We start from the raw sequence: 24643 nt of genomic DNA, 5'->3' as shown, positions 1-24643 counted from the left end.
AACATTCCCGCGTCGCGTCATGGCCCATGACCAATGGCCCGCTATGATCCATACAGGTATGGAGCAACCCCCGGAATCCCATGAACGATGCTTTGCAGATCGAGCGCAACGGCGCTGTCCTGACCCTCTGGCTGAACCGGCCGGAGCTGCACAACGCCTTTGACGCCGGCCTGATCGCCCGGCTGACCGCAGCCCTGGAAGCGGCCGGACGCGATGACACCGTGCGCACGGTGGTGGTGGCCGGCCACGGCGCCTCCTTCTCCGCCGGTGCCGACATGCAGTGGATGCGCGGCATGGCCTCTGCCAGCGAGGCGGACAACCGTGACGACGCCCTGGCCCTGGCCCGGCTGATGCGCACCCTGGACGAACTGCCCAAGCCCACCCTCGCCCGCGTCCACGGCGCCGCCTTTGGTGGTGGCGTCGGCCTGGTGGCCTGCTGCGATATCGCCATCGCCACTACCGCCGCCCGCTTCGGCCTGACCGAAAGCCGCCTGGGCCTGCTGCCGGCAGTGATCTCGCCCTATGTGATCGAGGCCATCGGCAGCCGCCAGTCCCGCCGCTGGTTCGCCACCGGCGAGCACTTCGACGCCGACACTGCCCTGCGCATCGGCCTGATCCACCAGCTGGTGGAGCCCGAACGCCTCGACGAGGCGGTGCAGCGACAGCTGGCCCTGCTCGACAAGGCCGGGCCGATCGCCTCGGCTTCGGCCAAGCTGCTGGTCCGGCAGGTTCGCAACGCCCATGATCGCGACAGCCTGGACCGTGACAACGCCGCCCTGATCGCCCGCCTGCGGGTATCGGCCGAAGGCCAGGAAGGCCTGGGCGCCTTCCTCGACAAACGCGCGCCGCACTGGGTCACGGAGGCCTGACATGCTCGACCATATCGGCTTGAACAGCGGCGACCTGCCGCGCAGCAGGGCCTTTTTCCAGCAGGCGTTGGCGCCGTTGCAGATCGGCGTGGTGATGGAGGTCAGCGCCGAACAGACCGGGGCCCACGACCACGTGGGTTTCGGCAACCACGGCAAGCCGTTCTTCTGGCTGGGCAATGCAACGCCGCTCAGCCAGGGCGTGCACGTGGCCTTTGTCTGCGCCGAGCGCGCCCAGGTTGATGCCTTCCACGCCGCCGCGCTGGCCGCAGGGGCACGCGACAATGGTGCGCCCGGCCTGCGTCCCTGGTACCACCCGGACTATTACGCTGCCTTCGTGATCGACCCCGATGGCAACAACATCGAGGCGGTCTGCCACCTGCCCGGGTAGACACCTGCGTCGCCACCAGACGCAGGCGTGGCCGCTTGTGCGACCGGCCTGCGTATCTCATCTGGCAGCCTGGCGAAGACCGGGCCGCCCCCGTTTCCCAGGAACCGCCGTGACCCCAGCCGATCCCATCCGCCCTGCCCTTCCCGTCCCGCCCGCCGCAGGGGTGCCCCGGTGAGCGATTTCGTCCGTATCGTCGAGGTTGGCCCGCGCGATGGGCTGCAGAACGAAAAGCAGGCCGTGGCCACCGCCGACAAGATCGCCCTGATCGATCGCCTGTCGGCCACCGGCCTGCGCACCATTGAGGCCACCAGCTTCGTCAGCCCACGCTGGGTCCCGCAACTGGCCGATGCTGCCGAGGTCTATGCCGGCATCCAGCGCCGCCCGGGCATCGCCTATCCGGTGCTGGTGCCGAACGAACAGGGCTACGACCGTGCGCGCGCCGTCGGCGTGCAGGAAATCGCGGTATTCACCGCTGCATCGGAAGCCTTCAACCGCACCAACACCAACGCCGGCATCGATGAATCGCTGGCCCGCTTCGAGCCGATCCTGCGCCGCGCGGCCGCCGACGGCGTGCGCGTGCGTGGCTACGTCTCCACCGTGCTCGGCTGCCCGTATCAGGGCGAGGTGCCGCTGGCCGATGTGGTGCGCGTCGCCCGCGCCCTGCACCAGATGGGGTGCTATGAGATCTCGCTGGGCGACACCATCGGCGTCGGCACGCCGCGCAAGGCCCGCGCCATGCTGCAGGCGGTGGCTGCCGAGATCCCGATGAGCGCACTGGCCGTGCACTTCCACGATACCTACGGCCAGGCCATCGCCAACATCGCCGCCTGCCTGGAAGAAGGCGTGCGCGTGGTCGACAGTGCGGTGTCCGGCGCCGGCGGCTGCCCGTACGCGAAGGGCGCCAGCGGCAACGTGGCCAGCGAGGACGTGGTGTACCTGCTGCAGGGCCTGGGCCTGGAGTGCGGGGTCGACCTGCCGTCGCTGGCCGAGACCGGCCGCTGGCTGGCCGGACTGCTCGGCCGCGCGACCGCCAGCCGCGTCGGGCAGGCGCTGGCAGCGACATGAACGACAGCGGCCCGCGCGACCGCCCGGCCATCGGCGATACACCCGCCGCAACCGACGTCGCGCTGGCCGCTCTGGACGCGGCGCTGGCTGCTTCGCCTCCGCCGGCCCAGGCCAGGCTGCTGCGCCAGGCACGGCAGGCGCTGGCCGATGCGCAGCAGCGCGAACTGGATACCCAGGCACGCTATGCCGCGTTGTTCGACGCCGTGCCCGACCCGGTCAGCATCCTCAGCGCCGAAGGCGTGGTGCTGGACGTCAACCGCGCCGGCATCCTCGCCTACGACCGCCCGCGCGAGGACATCGTCGGCCAGCCGATCGAACTGCTCAATCCCGACCTGCCCAGCGACCATCTGCAACCGGTGTGGGAAGCGTTGAACCGCGGCGACACCTACGTCATCGAAGTGACCAACATGCGCGGTGATGGCAGCCGCTTTCCGGTGGAAGTGCACTCGGCCGGATTCCAGGACCGCGGCCAACCCTGCATCGTCGCCGTCGCCCGCGACCTGAGCGGGCGCTGGCGCGCAGAGTCGCGCTATCGCCTGTTGATGGAATCGATCGACAAGGGCGTGATCCTGTTCGACCGCGACCTGCGCGTGCTGTCGGCCAACCCGGCCGCACACCGCATCCTCGGCCTCACCGGTGGCGGCGTGGGCTTGAACGCGATGCTCGATCCCGAAGCGTGGATCATCGTCGACGAGCATGGCCACCCGTTGACCCAGTCACAGTGGCCGACCAGCCGCTGTTTCCAGGCCGGGCGGGTGATCCGCAGCACCATCATCGGCCTGTACCACCGCCCGCGCGGACGCATGCTGTGGCTGTCCACCACCAACGTGCCGGTGTTCGGCAACGGCTGCGACCAGGCCGATCATGTCTATGCGATGTTCAGTGACATCACCGAACTGAAGCGCAACAACACCCTGTTCGCGCGCGCGCAGTCACTGGCCCATATCGGCGGTTGGGAGTGGGATCGCGGCCTGCAGCGCCTGTACCTCACCGACGAAGCGCGGCGCATCGTCGGCCAGCCGGCCGACCTGGAGGACATGCCCGACCTGCTGGACTGCCTGCGCAGCGACGACCGCGCCGCCCTGCAGCAGGCGCTGGCCGATACCATCGAACACCGCAGCAGCTTCGGCCTGGAGCTGCAGGGCCAGCGCCGCGATGGCCACTCGTTCTGGATCCGGATGATCGGCGAGGTCTCGGCCGGCGATGTCGATGCCGCACGCATCACCGGCACCGTGCAGGACATCACCGAGCGCAAGCAGGCCGAGGAAACCCTGCGCGTGCAGGCCCGCACCGACCCGCTGACCGGAATCATGAACCGCGATGCGGTGCTGAGCGACCTCGGCGTGCGCATGGACAGCCCCAGCCACGACCGCGTGGCGGTGCTGTACATCGACCTGGACCGCTTCAAGGTGGTCAACGACCTGCTTGGCCACAACGCCGGTGATGAACTGTTGATCGAAGCGACCCGGCGCATCGCCACTGCGATCGGCACCGAAGGCCTGCTTGCGCGCTTTGGCGGCGACGAATTCCTGGTGATCTGCGACCTGCGCGACCAGCAGGACCAGGCCGAGCAGTTGGCCGAGCGCATCACGGCGGCGTTCTCGGCACCGTTCCAGCTGGGCAGCGACGAGTTCCCGGTGACCGCCAGCATCGGCATCGCCCGCGCACCGCGCGATGGCGACCGGCCGCAGCAGCTGATTCAGAACGCCGACACGGCGATGTACGAGAGCAAGCGCCGCACCCGCAACGGTTGGCAGGTGTTTTCCCCGGAACTGGCACAACGCCAGCATGACCGCCTGCAGATCGAAAGCCGGCTGCACAAGGCCCTCGATGGCGACGAGTTCCACCTGGTGTACCAGCCACAGGTCAACCTGCGCAGCGGCGCCACCATCGCCTGCGAGGCGCTGATGCGCTGGCACAATACCCAGCTGGGACCGATGCGCCCGGACCTGTTCATCCGCCACGCCGAGCACACCGGCGACATCGTGCGCATCGGCCAATGGGCGCTGCGCGAAGCGTGCCGGCAGGTGCGGCAATGGCAGGATGACGGGCTCGGCCTGGTGCGGGTGGCGGTCAACGTGTCCTGGCGCCAGTTCGTCGGTGAGGATCTCGCCCGCTGGGTGCGGCAGGTGCTGGACGAGTTCGGCCTGCCCGGCAGCGTGCTGGAACTGGAGTTCACCGAACGGGTGCTGATCGAGGATGCACCGGACACCCTGCGCACCTTCGCCCGCCTGCGCGAAATGGGGGTGATGCTGACCATCGACGACTTCGGCGAAGGCTACAGCGCCCTGAACTACCTGCGGCGACTGCCCATCCATGGGCTGAAGCTGAGCCAGCTGTTTGTCGAAGGCATTCCCCGCAACCGTTCGGATGTGGCGGTGTGCGAGGCGGTCTGCGCGATCGCGCGCAGCCTAGGCCTGGGCGTGGTCGCCGAAGGCGTGGAAACCGAGCCACAACGGCAGTGCCTGCTCGATTTGGGGGTGACCGTCGGCCAGGGCTTCCTGTTCGCCCATGGCCTGCCCGCCGCCGACTTCGAGCGTCGCCTGCGCCGCGCCCGCGAACTGGGCTGAGGCCGGCGGCGCAGTGCACAACAGCGGCTGCCGTCGCTTCCGTTAGAATCGGCGGCTCTTGAACCTGCAGGACCGTGTAATGCAACTTTCTTCCGTGCGTGCCGTGATCACTGGCGGCGTCTCCGGCCTCGGCCTGGCCGTGGCCCAGCACCTGGTTGCCGAGGGTGGCAAGGTCGCCCTGTTCGACCTCAACGACGCCAAGGGCGCGGCCGCTGTTGCCGGCCTGGGGCAGGACAACGCCCGCTATTTCAACGTCAACGTCAGTGATGAAGCGTCCGTGGCGGCGGCCATCGACCAGGCCTGCGATTTCCTCGGCGGCCTGAATGTCGCCATGAACTGCGCCGGCATCCTCGGCGCTGGCCGCGTGCTGGGCAAGGAAGGCCCGATGCCGCTGGCCGGGTTCCAGGGCACGGTGATGGTCAACCTGGTCGGCAGCTTCAATGTCGCCAAGGCCGCAGCCAACCGCATGCAGCACAACGAGGCCGGCGTGGACGGCGAGCGCGGCGTGATCATCAACACCGCCAGCGTTGCCGCCTACGAAGGCCAGATCGGCCAGGCCGCCTACTCCGCCTCCAAGGGCGGCGTGGTGGCGATGACCCTGCCGATGGCCCGCGAGCTGTCGCGCTTCGGCATCCGCGTCAATACCATCGCGCCGGGCGTGTTCTGGACGCCGATGGTCGATGGCATGCCCGAAGCCGTACAACAGTCGCTGGCCGCATCGATCCCGTTCCCGTCGCGCCTGGGCAAGCCGGAAGAGTTCGCCAGCCTGGTCGGCCACATCCTCGGCAACACCTACATCAACGGCGAGACCATCCGCCTGGACGGCGCCACCCGGCTCGCTCCGAAGTGATTCCCCCCGGGCGCCGGGACGGCGCCCTCCCCCAACGACCAACATCACCATGAAAGCCAACGACATCAAGAAGGGCAACGTCGTCGAGTTCAACAACGGCGTCTACCAGATCCGCGACATCGAGCGCAGCTCGCCGCAGGGTCGCGGCGGCAACGTCCGCTTCCGCTTCATCATGTACAGCGTGCCGGGCGGCAACAAGCTCGACGCCAGCTTCGATGCCGACGACAACCTGGTCGAAGTCGAACTGCTGCGCCGCCAGTCCACCTACTCGTACAAGGACGGCGATGCGTTCGTGTTCCTGGACGACGAGGACTACACCCCCTACACCCTGGACGCGGACGTGATCGGCGATGACGCCGGCTACATCACCGACGGCCTGACCGGCATCTACGTGCAGGTGATCGACGAGCAGCCGGTGGCCATCCAGCTGCCGGCCTCGGTGGTGCTGGAAGTGATCGAGACGCCGCCGGAACTGAAGGGCGGCACCGCCACCAAGCGCCCGAAGCCGGCCAAGCTCAACACCGGCATCGAGATCATGGTGCCGGAGTACATCGTCAACGGCGAGCGTGTGCTGGTGAACACCGCCACCGGCGAATTTGCCGGCCGTGCCGATTAACCGCGCTGCGCTGATCGCCTGCCTGTCCCTGCTCGTGGCGTGCTCGCCGCGGGCAGCGGACAGCACCGGTGACGTCGCGGCGGACGCGGTGACGCAGCCCGCCGCTGCGGACACCGTTGCCGCTGCGGTGGCACCGGCCGCAGATGAAGCAGATGCTGTGGCGACGCTGGCGGACACCCCCGACGAGGAGCAACAGGTGCGGGCTGCCGCCGGTTGCAGCGTCCCCGACGACGTCGCTTTCGTGCAGGACATCCGCATCTACTGCGGCATGCCGGCCGATGTGCAGGCCTTCATCGAACGGGAGAACAGCTGCCAGCATTTTGCCGGCGAAGAACCCTACGACGACGCCCGTCGTCGCGAGCTGGAGGCCGCCATCGCCAGGTTCTGCGACGATCGAGAGAAGATCTTTGCCGACCTGGTGGCCCGCCATCGCGATGACTGCGCGATCCGGCAGGCGTTGATCGGTGTGAACCTGCGCTACGACCTGTCCCCCGATCTGGATCTGAAGCCCTGCAAGGGCTGACGCAAAAAAGGGGACGGAGGGGATGACGTCGTTCATGGCACAAACGACGTCATCCCCTCCGTCCCCTTTTTTTTATTTGCCGCCGAAGTTGCCGCAGCCGTGGTACTGGCGCGTGCCCACGGCCAGCATCGCCTTGGCCTCGAATGTCTCGCCACTCATGCCGTCCTGGCAAGTGGTGCGTTGGAAGCTCAGCTTGATGTCGGTGCCATCCGCCGCCTTGCCCACCCAGCCATCCGCACCCTCGGTCGGTTTGGCGACGGTGAAACGGCGCTCGCCGTAATCCACGTCCACCTGCAGGCCCGGCGTATCGCCGTCGACGACGGCAAGCCAGCCCGGCTCGTTGCCGGTGGCACGGAACGCCGCGTTGCCGGCACTGCCATCGCCCTCGGTTGCCTCCACCGCGTTGCATTCGCGGTCCGCCTCGCCCTTCAGGCTGAGCAGCGCGTCTTCACTGCCACGGGTCCAGAAGCTGTTGCCCTTGCCGTCGCCATACTTCGCACCGGAGGCTGCACGTTCGGAGGACATCGCGAAACTGCGGCCGCCAATCGCAACCGTCGCCGCGTCCTCACCGTTGAAGGTGGCGCGCACATCAAGGTCGCCGCAGCGATAGAGGGTTTGGTTGCCGGCGCCATCGCCGCCGCCATCAGCAGCGGCGGCCACCGGCGCCGGTGCCGGCGTTGCGGCCGCATCATCGCCTGCATTACTGGCGGCCGGCGTCTGGGCCGGCTGGCAGGCGCTCAGCGCGAGGCCGAGGGAGGCAGCCAACAGACTGGGAATTACACGCATGGCTCGACTCCTTGTCGAAACTACAGAGACCCTGGACCCTACCATCTGCACGCAAACGGGGCCTGAAAGCTGCATGACCGTGTTCAGCCTGCCAGTACCGCCATCGACAGCAGTTGCGCGCCGCTGACACCGGAAGTGCTTGTCCAGACGCGCAACAGGCGCAAGCGCTGCACGTGTTCGCGTCCCCGCCAATGCACATGCAGCTGAACATCACTGGACAACAGCGCCAGCCGACCACACAGCAGCGTCTCGACCGCATGCGCCTGCAGCGCATGAATCTGCAGATGCCCATGTCGCCAGTCCTGCAACCAGGGCAGCTCGAGCACCCGCCCACCCTGTCCGTCCATCATGAACAACGCTGGTGACAACAGCGCAGCAACCGCGCCATGGTCGCCGTCCAGCAACGCATCGCGCAGCTGCTGTTCCAGCACGCGCAGCTGCGCCTCGTGCAGGCCCTCAGGGTTCCTGCTTTCCATCCACCTGCTTTCCATCCACGCTTCCTCCCGGCGCCGGCCGGCGTCGGCGCAGGCGCTGCGCAAGCCACTGCTGCGCCCCCTGCACCACCACATAGAACACCGGCACGAAGAACACGGCCAATACGGTCGCACTGACCATGCCGCCGAACACACCGGTACCGATGGCCTGTTGCGTTTCCTTTGAAGCACCCTGGGCCAGCATCAGCGGCACCACGCCCAGCGCGAACGCCAGCGAGGTCATCACGATCGGTCGCAACCGAAGGCGTGCTGCTTCGATGGTCGCCTCGACCAGACCGCGTCCCTGCTGTTGCAGTTGGCGGGCGAACTCGACGATCAGGATCGCGTTCTTCGCCGAAAGTCCGATCACCGTGATCATGCCGACCTTGAAGAACACGTCATTGGGCATCTCGCGCAGCAACACCGCAGCAACAGCGCCGAGCAGGCCCAACGGCACCACCAGCATCACCGCCAGCGGGATCGACCAGCTCTCGTACAGTGCCGCCAGCACCAGGAACACCACCAGCATCGACAGCAGCAGCAACCACGGTGCCTGGGCACCCGACTCGCGTTCCTGCAGCGACTGGCTGGTCCACTGCAGGGCGAAACCCGCTGGCAGCTGCTGGGCAAGGCGCTCCATCTCGACCATCGCCTGGCCGGTGGACACCCCGCCGGCAGGTGCGCCGGACAGATTCAATGCCGGGAACCCCAGGTAGCGTTGCAGCTGCAGCGGCGCCTCGGTCCAGTGTGGGGTGACCAGTTCGGACAGCGCCACCATGCCGCCTTCGCTGTTGCGGACATACAGCTTCAGCACGTCTTCCAGCTGCATCCGGTGCGGCGCATCGGCCTGCATGATCACCTGCTGCATGCGCCCGCGATTGGGAAAATCGTTGACGTACTGCGAGCCCATTGCCGCCGACAACGTGGCACTGATGTCGGTGAACGCCACGCCCATCGCTTCGGCCTTGGCGCGATCGATGTCCAGCCGGACATTGCTACCCGCAGGCAGGCCATCAGCATTCACTTCGGCCAGCAACGGACTTGCCTCTGCCAGCTTCAACAGCTGCTGCAGGGCAGCGCGCAGCTCGGCCTGGCCCTGTCCGGTACGCGCCTGCAGCGCCAGCGAGAAACCGGAGGAACGGCCAAGGCTGTCGATGGCTGGCGGCATCACGCTCATCACCTCGCCTTCCGGGACCGTTGCCATGGCCTGCTGCGCCGCCTTCACCTCGTCCGATGCGGTGCTGCCGCCGCGTTCACCCCAGTCCTTCAACATGGTGTAGGTCAGCGCCGCGCTCGGGCCGGAACCGGAAAAGCTGTAGCCGAGGATGGCCTGGTTGGACGCGATCGCCGGCCGCGAGGCGACATGCTGTTCGTAGGCTTCGACCACCGCCAGCGTACGCTCGGCGGTTGCTTCGGCCGGCAGCTGGATGGAAGTCATGAAATAGCCCTGGTCCTCTTCCGGCAGGAACGCACCCGGCAACCAATGCAGGCCGATCAGCAGCGCCACCAGCAAGGCCGCGAACAGGCCCATCACCCGGCCACTGCGCCGCAGTACGGCCGCCACGCCCTGCTGGTAGCGCCCGGTCATCCGCTCGAAGCCGCGGTTGAACGCACCGAACACGCCGCCGCGACCATGGTGGCCACGCGTGCCCTGCCGCAGCAGCGTCGCGCAGAGCGCCGGGGTCAGGCTCAGCGCCAGCAGTGCCGAGAACAGGATGGACACCGACATCGCCACGCTGAACTGGCGGTAGATCGCACCAACCGAACCACTGGCCAGCGCCATCGGGATGAATACCGCCGTCAGCACCAGGGTAATGCCGATCACCGCACCGGTCAGCTCACGCATCGCCTTGATCGTGGCCTCGCGCGGCGGCAGCCCCTCTTCGGCCATGATCCGCTCCACGCCCTCGACCACCACGATCGCGTCGTCAACAATGATGCCGATCGCCAGCACCATGCCGAACATGGTCAATACGTTGATCGAGAAACCGAGCGCCAGCATCACCGCGAAGGTGCCCAGCAACGCGATCGGCGCGACCAGGGCGGGGATCAGCGTATAGCGCCAGTTCTGCAGGAACAGGTACATCACTGCAAACACCAGCAGCATCGCCTCGATCAGGGTCTGCAGTACCTTCTGGATCGATACTTTCACGAAGGGCGCGGTATCGAACGGAATGCTGGATTCAACACCATGCGGCAGCAGCGGCTGCAGGTCGGCCATGCGTTCGCGCACCGCCGTGGCGGTACGCACCGCATTCGCACCGGGGCGCAGCTGCACGCCGGCGGCCGTCGCCGGATAGCCATCTTCGCGCGTGCCCCAGGCATAGCTCTGCGCGCCCAGTTCGACCCGGGCGACATCGCCAAGCAGCACCCGCGAACCATCGGCACCGGCCCGCAGCACGATCGCCGCAAACTCCCCGGGCGTGGACAGCTGGCCTTCGGCACTCAGGGGCACGGTGATGCGCTGGCCGGGAACACCGGGCGAATCGCCGATGCGGCCCGGCGAGATCTCCAGGTTCTGCTGCTCGATCGCGCTGGCGACATCGCCCATGGTCAGGCCGTAGCCGGTCAGGCGGGTGGGGTCCAGCCAGATCCGCATCGCCTGTTCGGCACCGAACAGCTGCACGCGGCCGACGCCGTCGATGCGCCGCAGCTCCTCGATGATGTTGCGCGCCATGAAATCCCCCAGCGCCGCTTCGCTGACACTGCCATCGGGTGAGCGCAGGCCCACCAGCATCAGGAATCCGGAGTCGGCCGCCTCCACGAACAGGCCGTTCTGGCGCACGCTGCGCGGCAGGCGCGGCTCGATCGCCTTGATCCGGTTCTGCACGTCCACCTGCGCCAGCTCAGGATCGGTGCCGGGCTTGAAGGTGGCGGTGATCGACGCTTCACCGGAAGTATCCACCGACGATTCGAAGTACAGCAGATGCTTGACGCTGGACAGCTCACGCTCGATCAGGCCGACCACCGCATCATTCAACGTCTGCGGGCTGGCACCGGGATAGCTGGCATAGATGCTGACGCTGGGCGGTGCGACCGCCGGGTAGCGCTCGACCGCCAGCCGCGGAATGGCCAGCACGCCGGCCAGGATGACGAAGATCGCCAGCACCCAGGCAAATACCGGGCGATCGATGAAGAAACGGGCCATGTCGTAGGTTCCTGGAAGGGCTCAGCCCTGGCGTTCGGATGTCGGCGGTGCGCTGGCACTGGCGACCGGCACCTGCCAGTCGCGCGGATCGACCAGCACGCCTTCCTGCAGGCGCTCCTGGCCTTCCACCACCACCTTCTCGCCGGCCTTCAGGCCGTGCCGCACCAACCATTGCCGGTTGACGCTGCCGTCCACCTCCAGCGTGCGGATCACCGCCTTGCCATCGTCGGCGATGACCCAGGCATAGGCCTGGCCACCGGCGCTGCGCAGCACTGCCTGCTGCGGCAGCAGCAGCGCGCTGGCCGGCGCACCACGGGGCACCCGCGCACGCACGTACATGCCGGGCAGCAACTGCCGCTCTGGGTTGTCGACCAGGATGCGCAGGATCACATCGCCGGTGCGTGCATCGACATTGACACCGGAGAACAGCAGCCGACCGCGCTCGGGCAGCGGCGTACCCGCCGCGCCGATGATGGTCACTGGCAACTCGCCGGCCACCGCGCTGCGCTGCAGGGACTGCAGCTGCGAAGCAGGCTGGCGCACGTCCACGTAGACCTTGTCGATCTGCTGCACCACCGCCATCGGTTCGGCGTCGGCGACGCCGACCAGCGCGCCTTCGCTCACCAGTGCCTGGTCGATGCGGCCATCGATCGGTGCACTCACCGTGGCGTAGCGCAGATCGAGCTGACGTCGCGCCAGGATTGCGCGCGCCTCGTTGACCGCTGCCCGGGCCTGCTCATGCTCGGCACTGGCATCGTCGCGGTGCTGCTGGCTGACCGCCTGCGCGGCCGCCAATGCCTGCAACCGCTGTGACTGCAACCGGCTGCGACCCAGTGCCGCCTCGCTGCGCTGCAGGGCCGCCAGCGCCGAATCGACGTCGGCGCGGAACGCCGCAGGGTCGATCTGGAACAGCGGTTGGCCCGCATGTACTTCCGCCCCCTGCTCGAACATCCGGCGCTGCACGATGCCGCCGACCTGCGCACGGATCTGCGCGGTGCGCACGGCCGCCACCCGGCCAGGCAGCTCATCATCGCGCTGCACCACCTGCGGGCCAACGGTCACCACGCTGACACGCGGTGCGGCTTCGACGGTCGATTCGGGGCGGGAGCAGGCCGTCATGGCCAAGGCGAAGGCCGCGACCAGCGCGACCGGAGTCCTGAAGGTTCTCATTGCTGTGCACAGTGCCGCAGACGCGGCTGAGGAATCATGAAGCGCGCAGTGTGCGTGGCGATGATGGGGTTTCGATGGAGGAAGTGTGGAGATACGATGGAGGGCAAGCACCTTCCGGCCTCGCCTTGCCATGCATGCATCCCCTGCCCTCGCGGCGCTGGTCCTGATCGTCGAGGACGAAGCCGAGATCGCCGACATCCTCACCGCCTATCTTGAACGCGAAGGCCTGCGCACCCTGCGTGCGGCCGATGGCCAGGCGGCCCTGGACCTGCATCGCAGCATGCGCCCGGACCTTGTGCTGCTGGACGTGCAGCTGCCGCGGCTGGATGGCTGGAGCGTGCTGACCCAGCTGCGCCAGCGCGGTGAAACGCCGGTGATCATGCTGACTGCGCTGGACCAGGATCTGGACAAGCTGACCGCATTGCGGATGGGCGCCGATGACTATGTGGTCAAGCCATTCAACCCGGCGGAGGTGGCGGCACGCGTGCGTGCAGTACTGCGGCGTACGCTGCGCAGCCCGCGCGCCGATGCTCCCAGCGCCCTGCGCGTGGGCCCGTTGCTGATCGATACCGCCACCCACGCGGTGCATGTGGAAGGCGACGGCTACAGCCACGAGCTGCTGCTGACCCTCACCGAGTTCAAGCTGCTGCATTGCATGGCATTGGCCCCGTCACGGATCTTCAGCCGCAGCGAGTTGATGCACGAATGCCTGCCGGAAAGCGAAGCGCTGGAGCGTACCGTGGACAGCCATGTCAGCAAGCTGCGGCGCAAGCTGGACGAAGTGGGCCTCACCCAGATTCCGACCAGCGTGCGCGGTGTCGGCTACCGCCTGATGGCCGACCGCTGATGCGCCGCTCCGGGCTCAGCCGGCACATCATCGTGTCGATGTCGCTGATGGTCGTCGGCGTCATCGTGATGGTGATCCTCTCTTCATGGCTGCTGTACGCCGTACTGATCGAGTTCTTCCCGGCCAGCGCCGAAGAGCCGGAAGGATGGCTGCCAAGCGGGCCGGAGCTGGCCTGGATGGTCGGGGTAATCCTGACCGGGCTGGCGCTGGCGATCGCTGCCTCGTTCCGACTGGCCCACCGCATCCTGTCGCCGCTCAATTCACTGGTGGACAGCGTGCGTGCGCTGGCTGGCGGCGATCTCGGCGCGCGCGCCACGGCCGAGGCCAACTCGCCCGGCGAGGTCGCAGCGCTGGTGGACGATTTCAACGCGATGGCACGCCGCCTGCAGCACATGGAAAGCGAACGGGTGATGTGGCACGCGGCCATCGCCCACGAACTGCGCACACCGGTGACGATCCTGCGCGGCCGCCTGCAGGGCCTGGCCGAAGGCGTGTTCCAGCCCGATGAGTCGCAGTTCCGCAGCCTGCTGGCGCAGGTCGAGGGCCTGTCACGGCTGATCGAGGACCTGCGGGTGTTGAGCCTGGCCGACAACGCCCGCCTCGACGTGCGCCGCGCCCGTACCGATGTGGTGGCCGAGGTGCATTCGGTGATGACCCTGGTCGATCCCGCGTTCCGCAGCGCCGGCTTCGTGCTGGAACTGGAAACCAGCCGCGAGGAGCACCCCGCCCATTGCGACCCGACGCGGTTGCGGCAAGCGCTGCTGGCCTTGCTGGAGAACGCGCGCCGCTATGCCAACCCTGGCAAGGTGCGCATCGCCGTGCATGACACCGTGGCCCATGTGCAGGTGGCGATAGAAGACGAAGGCCCGGGCATCGACCCGGCCCTGCATGCGGACATCTTCAATCCATTCATGCGCGGCGACGGCTCACGATCGCGCCTGGGCGGTGGCAGTGGCCTCGGCCTGGCGGTGGTCAAGGCCATCGCCGATGCGCACGGCGGCCAGGTCTACTGCACCCCGGGCACCAGCGGCGGCAGTCGTTTCATCATCGAGCTGCCGCGCCAGTAGGCGGCACTGCGGCCGCCTGCTCGCGCACGCGCGCGCCCAGCGCAGTGAGATTGCGGTCGATCTCATCCAGCTCACGTCGCTGCGATTGCGGCAACTGCGCGCGCAGCTGCACGCGCAGTGCCTGCCAGGCGGGTACCGCCTGTACGCTGGCAGCGGCCGCTGCCCGTGCCACCTCCGCCTGTTCGTCCGCCTGCGGCAGGCCGTAGCCAGCGTCGGCCAGCAACTGGCCCGGCCGCAACCACTGCCCGCTCTGTTCCAGCAACGCGCGCAGCGAGCGGGTAGCGCCGCTGTCCGGGTTGGCCAGCAACCGCCGCTTCAGTGCATCGCGCGCGCGCAGCTCCGCACGCCGCTGCGCCGCCTGCTCCAACAGCAGCAGGCCGGCACTGGCACGCACATCACCGCGCAGCAGCCACGGTGCGCGCCGTTGCGCCGGCAGCGCCAGCCATGCGCGCACATCGCGCGCCGGCAACGCCATCTGCGCGGCGGCAACCGCGAACAGCTGCTGGTAGTGGTCGCGCGCCGAAGCAAAGTAGTAGCCCTGCGCCCGGGCCTGCGCGGGATCGGCCAGCACCTGCTCGTCCAGCGCATGCAGCCGCGCCAGGCGGCGGCGCAGCCCGCGCGGGCTCAGCTGGGCCAGGCCGGCTTCACCCAGGCGCGGAACACCGGCCTGCAGCAGCTTCGCCGTCTCCACCGCGCAGTTGTTGCTGACGAAGTAATAGCGACCGTCATAGCTCCAGTGCACCTGGGCGGTGCGCTCGAGCAGGCTGGCGATCTCGCTGCGGTCCAGCTGCAGCGGCAGCGATGCCAGTCCGCGCAGCTCGACCTTGGTGTATTCGTCCACCACCTGTTGCAGCGGCAGCACGAACAGGCGCGAAGGATAGCCACCGGTCAGCCCGCGCCAGTTGGAGATCTGCACATCGCCGACGAAGGCGCGGAAGGACAGCACCCGATGATGCTCCAGGTCCAGCCTGCAGTCCGGCCCCGGCGCGCGGCCGGGACGGCAGATCACCAGCCGCAGCATGCTGTGGCCCCAGCGGCTCATCGGCTGCGCACTGCCTTCGGCGAACAGGTAGTCCACCGCATACACCCGCGCCGGGTCCAGTGCGAGCAGCGATGCAGCGCCCTCTTCCGCATCGGCCTGCAGCAGCGGAACGGTGCCCGCACAGTGCGGCGCGGGCAGTGAGGGCGACGTACCGAAATGCGCCTGGTACCACTGCGCCAAGGCCGGACGGCGGCAGGCGAACTCTGCATCGAGCACGAAGTGTTCGGCGTTCACCGCCAGGTACTCGGCCGGGTCGGTCAGTTCGTAGGCATCGGGACTGCGGTCGCGGAAGGCGTTGTCACCGCGGCCCAGATGCCAGGGCTTGCGCTGCCAACCTGCAAGGTCACGCCAACGGGCGCTGCGTGACCAGTGCGCCCCCGTGCGGTCGGCAACATGGGTCAGTTCGTGCACCAGCGCACTGCGCCGGGCGCGTCGGGCACCGGCTACATCGTCGTCCAGCAGGTCGCGGCGCAGCGCGATGCCCCCGGCGAAGGCACGGCCATGCACGTTGGCGGGCAGGTCGTCACGCCAGCCGACCTGCACCTGCGCGGGCAAGGCACGCAGCAGGCCGTCGGGCAGCAACGACTGCACATCAGCCAGTGTCTGCATTGCTACCTGCTGCTGCGCCGGGCCCAGCCCGGCCGGGTCCAGCTGCAGGCGGTCGGCGGCACGGGCTGTTGGAATGACCAGCCACGCCAACGCAGCGAGCCAGCCCATCCGCCTCCGTCGCATTGGGCCATGCCCGGCAGCGTTCCACGCAGGTGTCATGAGGTTGCCGGGCAGCGGCCGGCACTACCCGGGCGCTGGATCAACGCGCCAGCAGGGCGCGCGCCAGCTGCAGGTCGCTCTGCTGCTGCGCAGCTGCATCCTGCTCACGCAGGTGCACCAGTGCCGCCTGCAGGCGCGCGCCACGGATCTGGCCATCGCTGGCGACAAACGCAGCCGCATCATCGCGGGCAGCCAGCACCACCTTGTCATCGCCCGAACTGCTGCCCGAGGAACCCGAAGAGGCGCCCGTCGCCGAACCGGCCGAGGTGCCGGCAAAACTCGAAGCGACGCCGGCCAGCGGCAGGGACAACAGGGCAAGCAGCAGGAACGGACGGATCATGGTCAGGGAGTTCATCGATTGGGTGGGTGGAGCGTAACGGCTGGGTGAAGACTTTGCCCGTGTCAAAGGTCGAACAATTTGCCGGGATTCAGCCGCCCTTCGGGATCGAACGCGCGCTTGACCGCCTTCATCAGCGCGATTTCGGCCGGGCCACGGGTGCTGTCCAGGTAGCCCTTCTTGACCAGGCCGATACCGTGCTCGGCCGAAATGCTGCCATTGAAGCGCGCCAGCACCTGCGCCAGCAGCTTGGTGACATGCTCGCACTGGCTTACGAAGTCCGCATCGCGGGTGCCGTCCGGCTTGAGCACGTTGATGTGCAGGTTGCCGTCGCCGATGTGGCCGAACCAGACCACGTCGAAGTGCGGGTAGGCCTCGCCGATCAGCGCCTGGGTCTCGGCCAGGAACGCCGGCATCGACGAGATCCGCACCGAGACATCGTTCTTGTAGGGCTTGTAACGTGCCAGCGCCTCGGTGATGCCCTCGCGCAGGCGCCACAGCTGCGCCGCCTGGGCATCGCTGGCACTGATCACGCCGTCGCTGACCCAGCCGTTGCCCATGCAGTCCTCGAAGGCCGCCATCGCCGCCGCTTCCTGCGCCTCGTCACCGGCAGCAAACTCGGTCACCACGTAATAGGGATGCACCTCATCGAGCGGTGCCTGCGCACCATGGGCCAGAACATGTTCCAGCGCCCGGTCGGTGAAGAACTCAAAGGCCTGCAGCTGCAGCCGCGCACGGAAGGCGGCGAACACCTGCATCAGCACGTCGAAGCTGGGCAGCGCCAGCAGCATCACGTTGCTGGCCGGCGGCGGGTCGGTGAGTTTCACCGTGGCCTCGACGATCACGCCCAGCGTGCCCTCCGATCCGATCAGCAGCTGGCGGAAATCGTAGCCGCTGGAGTTCTTGATCAGGCCCTTGTTGAGCTCGAGCAGTTCGCCCGTGGCGGTAACCACTTTCAGTCCGGCGATCCATTCACGGGTATTGCCGTAGCGGATCACCCGGATGCCACCGGCATTGGTGGCGATGTTGCCGCCGATCGAGCACGACCCGCGCGCCGCGAAGTCCACCGGATAGATGAGGCCATGTTCAAGGGCCGCGTTGTGCAGCGCCTCCAGCGGCATGCCGGCCTGCACCACCAGGGTGCGGTCGACCGCATCGTAGTCCAGCGCCTTGTTCATCCGCTCCAGACTCAGCACCAGCTCGCCATTGGCCGCTACCGCACCGCCGGAAAGGCCGGTGCGACCGCCGGAGGGAACCACCGCCACGCCCTCGGCCGCGGTCCAGCGCATCACCGCCTGCACTTCTTCAACCGTGGCCGGCAACGCGATCGCCAGCGGCGCCGGTGTCCAGCGCCGGGTCCAGTCGCGGCCGTAATGCTCCAGGTCGGCAGGGTCGGTCTTCAGCTTCAGGCCGGGACAGGCCTGCTGCAACGAGGCGATGCGGGAATCGGTCATGACGGTCCAGCGCGGGGCGTGAAGAACGGGCAAGCGTGCCAGTGGCCGGGCCCAGCGTCCAGCCCTGCAGAGCCTTCAATAGCTGCAGTTGCAACCAATTGCGCACTGCACCATGGGCGTTGCGATCTGGCATAGTGGTCAGCCCCTGTCCCACTGGCCGTGCCGCCCCATGTCGCCGAAGAAGACCTCGTTCCCGAAGCAGGATATCCGCGTGCTGTTGCTGGAGGGGGTCAGCCAGACCGCCGTGGAGGTGTTCAGCGCCGCCGGCTACAGCCAGATCGAGGCGCACACCAAGGCGCTTCCCGAGGACGAACTGAAGGCGCGCATCGCCGAAGCCCACATCGTCGGCATCCGCTCGCGCACCCAGCTCAGTGCCGAGGTGCTGGCCGAGGCCAAGCGCCTGATCGCGGTCGGCTGTTTCTGCATCGGCACCAACCAGGTCGACCTGGATGCGGCCGAGCTGGCCGGCATTCCGGTATTCAACGCGCCCTACTCCAATACCCGCAGCGTGGCCGAACTGGTGATCGCCGAAGCGATCATGCTGACCCGCGGCATCCCGCAGAAGAACGCCGAATGCCATCGCGGCGGCTGGTCGAAATCGGCCAGCGGCAGCCATGAGGTGCGCGGCAAGGTCCTGGGCATCATCGGCTACGGGCACATCGGCACCCAGGTCGGCGTACTGGCCGAATCGCTGGGCATGCAGGTGATCTTCCACGATGTGGAAACCAAGCTGTCGCTGGGCAATACCCGTGCGGCGGCCAGCCTGGACGACCTGCTGGCGCGTGCTGACATCGTGACCCTGCACGTGCCGGAGACGCCTTCCACGCAGTGGATGATCGGCAGCACCGAGCTGGCGAAGATGCGCCGCGGCGCGCACCTGATCAACGCCGCGCGCGGCACCGTGGTCGACATCGATGCGCTGGATGCTGCATTGGCCAGCGGCCACATCGGTGGCGCCGCGCTGGACGTGTTCCCGGTCGAGCCGAAGGGCAACGGCGATATCTTCGAATCGCCGCTGACCCGCCACGACAACGTGATCCTGACCCCGCACGTGGGCGGCAGCACGCTGGAAGCGCAGGACAACATCGGCATCGAAGTGGCGGCCAAGCTGGTGCGCTACAGCGACAACGGCAGCACCCTGTCGGCGGTCAATTTCCCGGAAGTGACCCTGCCCGAGCACGCCGACAGCCTGCGCCTGCTGCACATCCACCAGAACGTGCCGGGCGTGCTATCCAAGGTCAACGAGATCTTCTCGCGGCACAACGTCAACATCGACGGCCAGTTCCTGCGCACCGACCCGAAGGTGGGTTACGTGGTGATCGACATCACCGCCAGCGAAGAGCAGGCCAGCGCGGTGCGTGACGAGCTGGCGGCGATTCCGGGCACCTTGCGCACCCGCATCCTGTATTGAGATGTACGTCGCCGGGCGTGGCCCGGCGGAATGCGTCCGGCATTGCGTCATCCACGCGTGGCGTGGATGCGTCTTTCAGCGCGCCAGCCAACGGCGCGCCATGCGCTGCATCGATTCGTCCGACTGGGGATCGCTGGCGACCTCGGCCACCGGTCGCCAGGCCAGCTCCAGCGACTCTTCGCTGAGCACGAAATTCTCTCCGCCCAGCGCACGGATCACGAAACGCACGTCGTAGTGCCAGTGCCCCGGCACCTCCTTGCGCTCGGGAATCCAGTGCTTGTCGATATCGAAGATGGCCGGATCATCCAGCACCAGGCCGCTCAGGCCCGATTCCTCCTCGGCTTCCTTCAACGCTACCCGGGCCAGATCGCGGTCGCCGTCGGCGTGGCCACCCAGCTGCAGCCAGCGCTGCAGCTTGCGATGGTGGGTCAGCAGCAGCCGCTGGCCATCGGCGCTGACCAGCCAGCAGCTGGCGGTGAAGTGGCCGGCCAGGCGTTCGCGGCGGAAAGCATCCTCCGCATCGTCGATCAATGTGCTGAATTCGGCAGCAAGGGCGTCGTGGGCGGGTTCTTTGCGCGCATGGTCATGCAGCAGGCCGCGCAAGCGATCGTCAAGTGCGGCAAGGGATTCGGTGGTTTCGCTCATGAATGCGGGGTGCCTGGAAAAATACCTGCCATTATCGCCGTTCATTGTTGCGTTTGCGCTTGTGCGGTGCCTTCAGCATTGGCTAAGGTACAGCGGGCCGTTCGCACGGCTTTCACGATTCCAGGCCGCCGGCAATGTACTGGCGGCCCTCCCAATCCGATCATCAGGAAGTACTGCATGCTGAAAGCTCTGTTGAGGGTCAAGCCGGTCGAACCGGCCGGGCACGTCGATGCCGGCGAACCCATCGAAGGCAGCCTGGATGGCGAAGCCACGTTGAAACGGACCCTCACGGCGAAACACCTCATCATGCTTGGCATTGGTGCGGTGATCGGCGCAGGCATTTTCGTGCTTACCGGCCAGGCCGCGGCCAACCACGCCGGCCCGGCGGTCATGCTGTCGTTCGTGTTCGCCGGCATCGCCTGCGCGCTGGCCGGCCTGTGCTACGCCGAGTTCGCAGCGATGATGCCGGTCTCCGGCAGCGCCTATTCCTACTCCTACGCCACGCTCGGCGAGGGCATGGCCTGGTTCATCGGCTGGTGCCTGGTGCTGGAGTACCTGTTCGCCTCGGCCTCTGTCGCGGTGGGCTGGTCGGCGTACCTGATCAGCTTCATCACCACCACGCTGCACATGCCGTTCCCGGACGCGCTGAGCGCGGCGCCGATCGCCTGGAACGGGCACGAGTTCGCCGCCTCCGGCAAGCTGTTCAACCTGCCGGCGGTGCTGATCGTGGCGGCGGTGACCGGCCTGCTGTACGTGGGCGTGACCCAGTCCGCGTTCGTCAACGCGATCATCGTGGCCATCAAGGTCTTCGTCATCTGCCTGTTCGTGGGCATCGGCGCGGCCCACGTGGACCCGGCCAACTGGCACCCGTTCATCCCGGAAAACACCGGCGTGTCCGGCGAGTTCGGCTGGAGCGGCGTGTTCCGCGCGGCCACCATCGTGTTCTTCGCCTACATCGGCTTCGATGCGGTCTCCACCGCCGCCGGTGAAACCAAGGACCCGCAGCGCAACATGCCGATCGGCCTGCTCGGCTCGCTGGCGGTGTGCACCATCGTCTACATCATCGTCTGCGCGGTGCTGACCGGCATGCTGCCCTACCACCTGCTGGGCACCGACAAGCCGGTGGCCACCGCGCTGGAAGCCTACCCGAGCCTGTCCTGGCTGAAGACCGCGGTGGAAATCGGCGCGATCGCCGGCCTGTCCTCGGTGGTGCTGGTGATGATGATGGGCCAGACCCGCATCGCCTACACCATCTCGCGCGATGGCCTGCTGCCGAAAGTGTTCGGCAAGGTCCACAAGCGCTTCCGCACGCCGTACTGGGCCACGATCGTGGTCGGCGTCATCGCCGCGTCGCTGGCCGGCCTGGTGCCGCTGAACGTGCTGGGCGAACTGGTTTCCATGGGCACCCTGCTGGCCTTCGCCACGGTCTGCATCGGCGTGCTGATCCTGCGCTACACCCGCCCGGAGCTGCACCGTCCGTTCCGCGTGCCGCTGGTGTGGGTGATCTGCCCGCTGGGCGCGCTGTCGTGCCTGTTCCTGTTCTGGCAGGCGTTCGTGGTGCATTGGCACCTGTTCGTAGGCTGGACCGTGCTGGGCCTGCTGATCTACTTCGGCTACGGCATGCGCCACAGCAAGCTGGCCAAGTCGCCCTGATCCTCCCGACGGGCCGGCCCCTGCGCCGGCCCGTCGATATCCGCAAGCATTTCCGCCCGCGCCCGGTCACCGGGCGCATCGCACAAGACCACCACACATGTTCAAGCAACTGTGGGCCACCAAGCATCCGCATGCCGCCCATGAAGACGCCAACGGCCTGAGCCTGCGTCGCCACCTCGGCCCCTGGGGCCTGACCGCACTCGGCATCGGCGCCGTGATCGGCGGCGGCATCTTCGTCATCACCGGCCAGGCCGCCGCCAACCACGCCGGCCCGGCCATCATGCTCTCGTTCGTGCTGGCCGCGATCTGCTGCGCCTTCTGCGCCCTGGCGTATGCCGAGTTCGCGGCGATGGTGCCGGTTTCCGGCAGCGCCTACACCTATACCTACGCCACCTTCGGCGAGCTCTCGGCCTGGTTCATCGGCTGGATGCTGGTGCTCGAGTACGGCGTCTCCGCCTCGGCCGTGGCGGTCAGCTGGACCGGGTATTTCCTCAGCCTGCTCAGCCATTTCGACATCCATCTACCGGCGGCGCTGGTCAGCGCCCCCTTGGATGCGCAGCTGCGGCCCACCGGCGCCATCGCCAACATTCCCGCCGCGATCCTGGTGCTGCTGTTGACCTGGCTGTGCTACGTCGGCATCAGCAAATCCTCGGCGATGAACATGGCCATGGTCATCCTCAAGACCGGGCTGATCGTGCTGGTGATCGTGGTCGGCTGGAAGTACGTGGACACCAGCAACTGGACCCCGTTCATCCCGGCCAACGAAGGCCCCGGCAAATACGGCATGGAAGGCGTGCTGCGTGGCGCGGCGATGGTGTTCTTCGCCTACATCGGCTTCGAAGCGGTATCGGTGGCCGCGCAGGAATCACACAAACCGCAGCGCGACATGCCGATCGGCATGATGCTGTCGCTGGTGATCTGCACGGTGCTGTACATCGCGATGGCCGCGGTCATGACCGGCCTGGTGCCCTACCAGCTGCTGGGCACCGATGAGCCGGTGGTGACCGCCGTGGCCGCGCATCCGCAGCTGGGCTGGTTGCGCGTGGTGGTGGAAATCGGTGCGTTGATCGGCCTGTCGTCGGTGGTGCTGGTGATGATCATCGGCCAGCCGCGCATCTTCATGATCATGGGCCGCGACGGCCTGTTGCCGCCGGTGTTCACCAAGATCCACCCGAAGTACCGCACGCCGCATATCAACACCGTCATCACCGGCATCGGCATCGCCCTGCTGGCGGCGCTGTTCCCGCTGGACATCCTCGGCGAGCTGACCTCGATGGGCACGCTGATCGCCTTCGCGGCGGTCTGCGCCGGCGTACTGATCCTGCGCCGCACGCAGCCCGACCTGCCGCGCCCGTTCCGCATTCCGGGTGCATGGCTGGTCTGCAGCCTGGGCGTGATCAGCTGCCTGGCGCTGCTGTCGGCGATGACGTTGCACAACTGGATGCTGATGGGCGTGTGGACGTTTGTCGGCTTCGTGATCTACTTCTTCTACGGGTTCAGGCACAGCCGCCTGCGGGGGAAGTAAGGTTTTCTGCATTGCAGGGCCTGCGGCCCTGCACCCGCTGGGGCAACGGCAACAGCAACAGCGGGTCTGAGGGTTTGGCGGGGAGGGGTGAGATTGCGGGGGACGCTGCAAGTACGTGCCTGTAAGCTCGATCGCCGCATCCATGCGGCTCACGCCCCCGCAATCTCACCCCTCCCCGCCCCCGGCAGCCTCCTGGCGCGTCCAGTAGATCCACGCCATGCGTGGATGAAGCGGAGCTGAGATGTGTCGGCTATGGGATAGGGGTCACCTGCGGCTGAACCAGATGGTCTTCTGTATCCAACCAGTGCCGCTCGTGCAGCCCATGGAGTGCTCATGGTTCTGTTGGCGTTGATGTCTACGGTGTAGTGCTCGGTCTTCCACAGCTTCTTGCATTTGCCATCCACGTCGCACGTCTTGCTTTCCTTGCAGACGGTCTGCACCTCGATCTCGTCGGTGCGGTCGGCAATCTCCATACTCTCCGGCCACTTCTCATTCGCTTCGGCCCTGCTGCGCCAACACGACTCATCCAGCGAATCGGCATGGTCGCTGAAGCGTGCCCATTCGGTTGCGCATCTACCGGTCAACAAAGCCAGCAACACAGCCATTTACATTCGCATCACCATCGGCATCCGCGTGCGCCCTTCCCTGCGATGAAGCGGCGTCAATGCGACGTGTCTGGTTTCCGCTGCCACAGCCAGCGCTCCTGCTCCGACCAGCCCCAGTACCACATGCAACTGGTGTAGGCGCTGCGGCGGCTGCTCTCGTTGACATCCATCACATAGCTCTCGATTTCCGGCTGTTGTACGCGATTATATTTTCCATCCACGTCGCACTTGCTCTTGTCATCTTCCCTGCACTTCTCCAGCTTCTCTACGTAGACGGTTCGCGTTGCAACTTCGTTCTTCACCGGCCACTGCCCTCTCGACTCCGTAGAGCAGTAGTCGGTCGAGTAGCTGTAATCCGCTGCATTCGTACGTGGCACCCACTCGGTCACACAGCCACTGGTGGACACCACCACCAGGACCACCGCCGCACCTGCAACTCGCCTGCACCACATCGCCTTCCTTTCCATGGCAGCCCCCTTTCATCAGTGCCGATTCGATCGTGGCGGCGATGCATCAGACTTGTCCACGACCGGAACCGCTTTCACCAATGATGGCCAATCGCCTGTTCATCTGCCGGCAGATCTGCCTCGATCCAAACGCCCGCGTCGCTTCATGAGCAAGCGCAGCGAAGCGACCCGCTTCTGCCTTTCTTTCTTCAATCCGTGGCTGGCCGCGCGGAAACTGTCCGTGGCCGGTCGGGTGGGCTGCGCAGGGGTGTCCGCGGCATGGATGCCGCGGCCAAGCCCCCAAGGGTTGAAGTGACCCCCAGGAGTTGGACACCTGATCCGACCCCGAGGGTTACATGAATAGATATGAGGTTTGTTTCAAATT

Annotated in this window: 22 protein-coding genes; 12 read left to right on the top strand and 10 right to left on the bottom strand. The window is 67.1% G+C overall.

Annotated features, from left to right (window positions below; genetic code table 11):
- Window positions 1-80: 80 nt before the first annotated feature.
- From ACUXVE_RS16770 to ACUXVE_RS16740, 7 genes are all read left to right on the top strand, one after another.
- Window positions 81-869 carry an enoyl-CoA hydratase-related protein gene (locus tag ACUXVE_RS16770; RefSeq protein ID WP_222389753.1) on the top strand — a complete coding sequence of 263 codons (789 nt, stop codon included), beginning with the start codon at window positions 81-83 and terminating at the stop codon, window positions 867-869.
- A 1-nt stretch (window position 870) separates the two neighbouring features.
- On the top strand, window positions 871-1257 hold the full coding sequence (locus tag ACUXVE_RS16765; protein ID WP_222389755.1) for a VOC family protein: 387 nt from the start codon (window positions 871-873) through the stop codon (window positions 1255-1257).
- A gap of 171 nt (window positions 1258-1428) precedes the next feature.
- Complete coding sequence (locus tag ACUXVE_RS16760; RefSeq protein WP_080148851.1) at window positions 1429-2322, top strand: hydroxymethylglutaryl-CoA lyase; 894 nt, start codon at window positions 1429-1431, stop codon at window positions 2320-2322.
- Complete coding sequence (locus tag ACUXVE_RS16755; protein WP_445514835.1) at window positions 2319-4892, top strand: EAL domain-containing protein; 2574 nt, start codon at window positions 2319-2321, stop codon at window positions 4890-4892. The genes ACUXVE_RS16760 and ACUXVE_RS16755 overlap by 4 nt, the downstream gene beginning before the upstream one ends.
- 79 nt (window positions 4893-4971) lie before the next feature.
- Window positions 4972-5742, top strand: coding sequence for an SDR family NAD(P)-dependent oxidoreductase (locus ACUXVE_RS16750; protein ID WP_445514834.1), 771 nt, complete (start codon window positions 4972-4974; stop codon window positions 5740-5742).
- Between the two features lie 49 nt (window positions 5743-5791).
- Window positions 5792-6358 (top strand): elongation factor P-like protein YeiP, encoded by a 567-nt coding sequence (gene yeiP, locus ACUXVE_RS16745; protein ID WP_006363947.1) that lies wholly within the window; start codon window positions 5792-5794, stop codon window positions 6356-6358.
- On the top strand, window positions 6348-6881 hold the full coding sequence (locus ACUXVE_RS16740) for a hypothetical protein (protein WP_222390958.1): 534 nt from the start codon (window positions 6348-6350) through the stop codon (window positions 6879-6881). Before yeiP ends, ACUXVE_RS16740 begins: the two co-directional genes overlap by 11 nt.
- A 72-nt stretch (window positions 6882-6953) precedes the next feature.
- On the opposite strand, the gene ACUXVE_RS16735 is transcribed toward ACUXVE_RS16740, so the two are convergent.
- The 4 genes from ACUXVE_RS16735 to ACUXVE_RS16720 all read right to left on the bottom strand — a co-directional run bounded on the left by ACUXVE_RS16735 (window position 6954) and on the right by ACUXVE_RS16720 (window position 12458).
- The gene (locus ACUXVE_RS16735) at window positions 6954-7667 is read right to left on the bottom strand and encodes a COG3650 family protein (protein WP_445514833.1); all 714 of its coding nucleotides are present in this window, start codon (window positions 7665-7667) and stop codon (window positions 6954-6956) included.
- Between the two features lie 83 nt (window positions 7668-7750).
- Complete coding sequence (locus ACUXVE_RS16730) at window positions 7751-8143, bottom strand: nuclear transport factor 2 family protein (protein ID WP_093819633.1); 393 nt, start codon at window positions 8141-8143, stop codon at window positions 7751-7753.
- Window positions 8124-11288, bottom strand: coding sequence for a multidrug efflux RND transporter permease subunit (locus ACUXVE_RS16725; protein WP_445514832.1), 3165 nt, complete (start codon window positions 11286-11288; stop codon window positions 8124-8126). Before ACUXVE_RS16725 ends, ACUXVE_RS16730 begins: the two co-directional genes overlap by 20 nt.
- Window positions 11289-11309: 21 nt before the next feature.
- Entirely contained in the window at window positions 11310-12458 is a 1149-nt protein-coding gene (locus tag ACUXVE_RS16720; protein WP_445514831.1) for an efflux RND transporter periplasmic adaptor subunit, read from the bottom strand.
- 130 nt (window positions 12459-12588) lie between these two features.
- Here ACUXVE_RS16720 and ACUXVE_RS16715 point away from each other — a divergent pair, with 130 nt between their 5' ends.
- Together ACUXVE_RS16715 and ACUXVE_RS16710 are read left to right on the top strand one after the other, a co-directional pair.
- Window positions 12589-13305, top strand: coding sequence for a response regulator (locus tag ACUXVE_RS16715; RefSeq protein WP_093819639.1), 717 nt, complete (start codon window positions 12589-12591; stop codon window positions 13303-13305).
- Window positions 13305-14372 carry an ATP-binding protein gene (locus ACUXVE_RS16710; protein ID WP_025874770.1) on the top strand — a complete coding sequence of 356 codons (1068 nt, stop codon included), beginning with the start codon at window positions 13305-13307 and terminating at the stop codon, window positions 14370-14372. The genes ACUXVE_RS16715 and ACUXVE_RS16710 overlap by 1 nt, the downstream gene beginning before the upstream one ends.
- Here the strand turns inward: ACUXVE_RS16710 and ACUXVE_RS16705 are convergent.
- From ACUXVE_RS16705 to ACUXVE_RS16695, 3 genes are all read right to left on the bottom strand, one after another.
- On the bottom strand, window positions 14350-16182 hold the full coding sequence (locus ACUXVE_RS16705) for a DUF7844 domain-containing protein (RefSeq protein ID WP_445514830.1): 1833 nt from the start codon (window positions 16180-16182) through the stop codon (window positions 14350-14352). The genes ACUXVE_RS16710 and ACUXVE_RS16705 overlap by 23 nt on opposite strands.
- A gap of 40 nt (window positions 16183-16222) precedes the next feature.
- On the bottom strand, window positions 16223-16522 hold the full coding sequence (locus ACUXVE_RS16700) for a DUF2388 domain-containing protein (RefSeq protein WP_032975508.1): 300 nt from the start codon (window positions 16520-16522) through the stop codon (window positions 16223-16225).
- A 62-nt stretch (window positions 16523-16584) separates the two neighbouring features.
- Window positions 16585-17973, bottom strand: coding sequence for an FAD-binding oxidoreductase (locus tag ACUXVE_RS16695; RefSeq protein WP_445514829.1), 1389 nt, complete (start codon window positions 17971-17973; stop codon window positions 16585-16587).
- 169 nt (window positions 17974-18142) lie between these two features.
- Here ACUXVE_RS16695 and serA point away from each other — a divergent pair, with 169 nt between their 5' ends.
- Window positions 18143-19384, top strand: a complete 1242-nt coding sequence (serA, locus tag ACUXVE_RS16690; protein WP_032975510.1) for a phosphoglycerate dehydrogenase — start codon at window positions 18143-18145, stop codon at window positions 19382-19384.
- A 75-nt stretch (window positions 19385-19459) separates the two neighbouring features.
- Here serA and ACUXVE_RS16685 read toward each other — a convergent pair whose 3' ends face one another.
- On the bottom strand, window positions 19460-20074 hold the full coding sequence (locus tag ACUXVE_RS16685) for an NUDIX hydrolase (protein WP_222389766.1): 615 nt from the start codon (window positions 20072-20074) through the stop codon (window positions 19460-19462).
- A 132-nt stretch (window positions 20075-20206) separates the two neighbouring features.
- Here ACUXVE_RS16685 and ACUXVE_RS16680 point away from each other — a divergent pair, with 132 nt between their 5' ends.
- Window positions 20207-21682, top strand: coding sequence for an amino acid permease (locus tag ACUXVE_RS16680; RefSeq protein ID WP_025874781.1), 1476 nt, complete (start codon window positions 20207-20209; stop codon window positions 21680-21682).
- Between the two features lie 97 nt (window positions 21683-21779).
- Entirely contained in the window at window positions 21780-23207 is a 1428-nt protein-coding gene (locus tag ACUXVE_RS16675) for an amino acid permease (protein WP_025874783.1), read from the top strand.
- Window positions 23208-23356: 149 nt separating this feature from the next.
- On the opposite strand, the gene ACUXVE_RS16670 is transcribed toward ACUXVE_RS16675, so the two are convergent.
- Window positions 23357-23812 carry a hypothetical protein gene (locus ACUXVE_RS16670; protein WP_445514828.1) on the bottom strand — a complete coding sequence of 152 codons (456 nt, stop codon included), beginning with the start codon at window positions 23810-23812 and terminating at the stop codon, window positions 23357-23359.
- A gap of 56 nt (window positions 23813-23868) precedes the next feature.
- Window positions 23869-24279, bottom strand: coding sequence for a hypothetical protein (locus tag ACUXVE_RS16665; RefSeq protein ID WP_157804359.1), 411 nt, complete (start codon window positions 24277-24279; stop codon window positions 23869-23871).
- Window positions 24280-24643: the final 364 nt, after the last annotated feature.

This window comes from Stenotrophomonas sp. 3(2025) (assembly GCF_052665395.1).
This window is presented reverse-complemented; position numbering and strand designations above follow the sequence as displayed.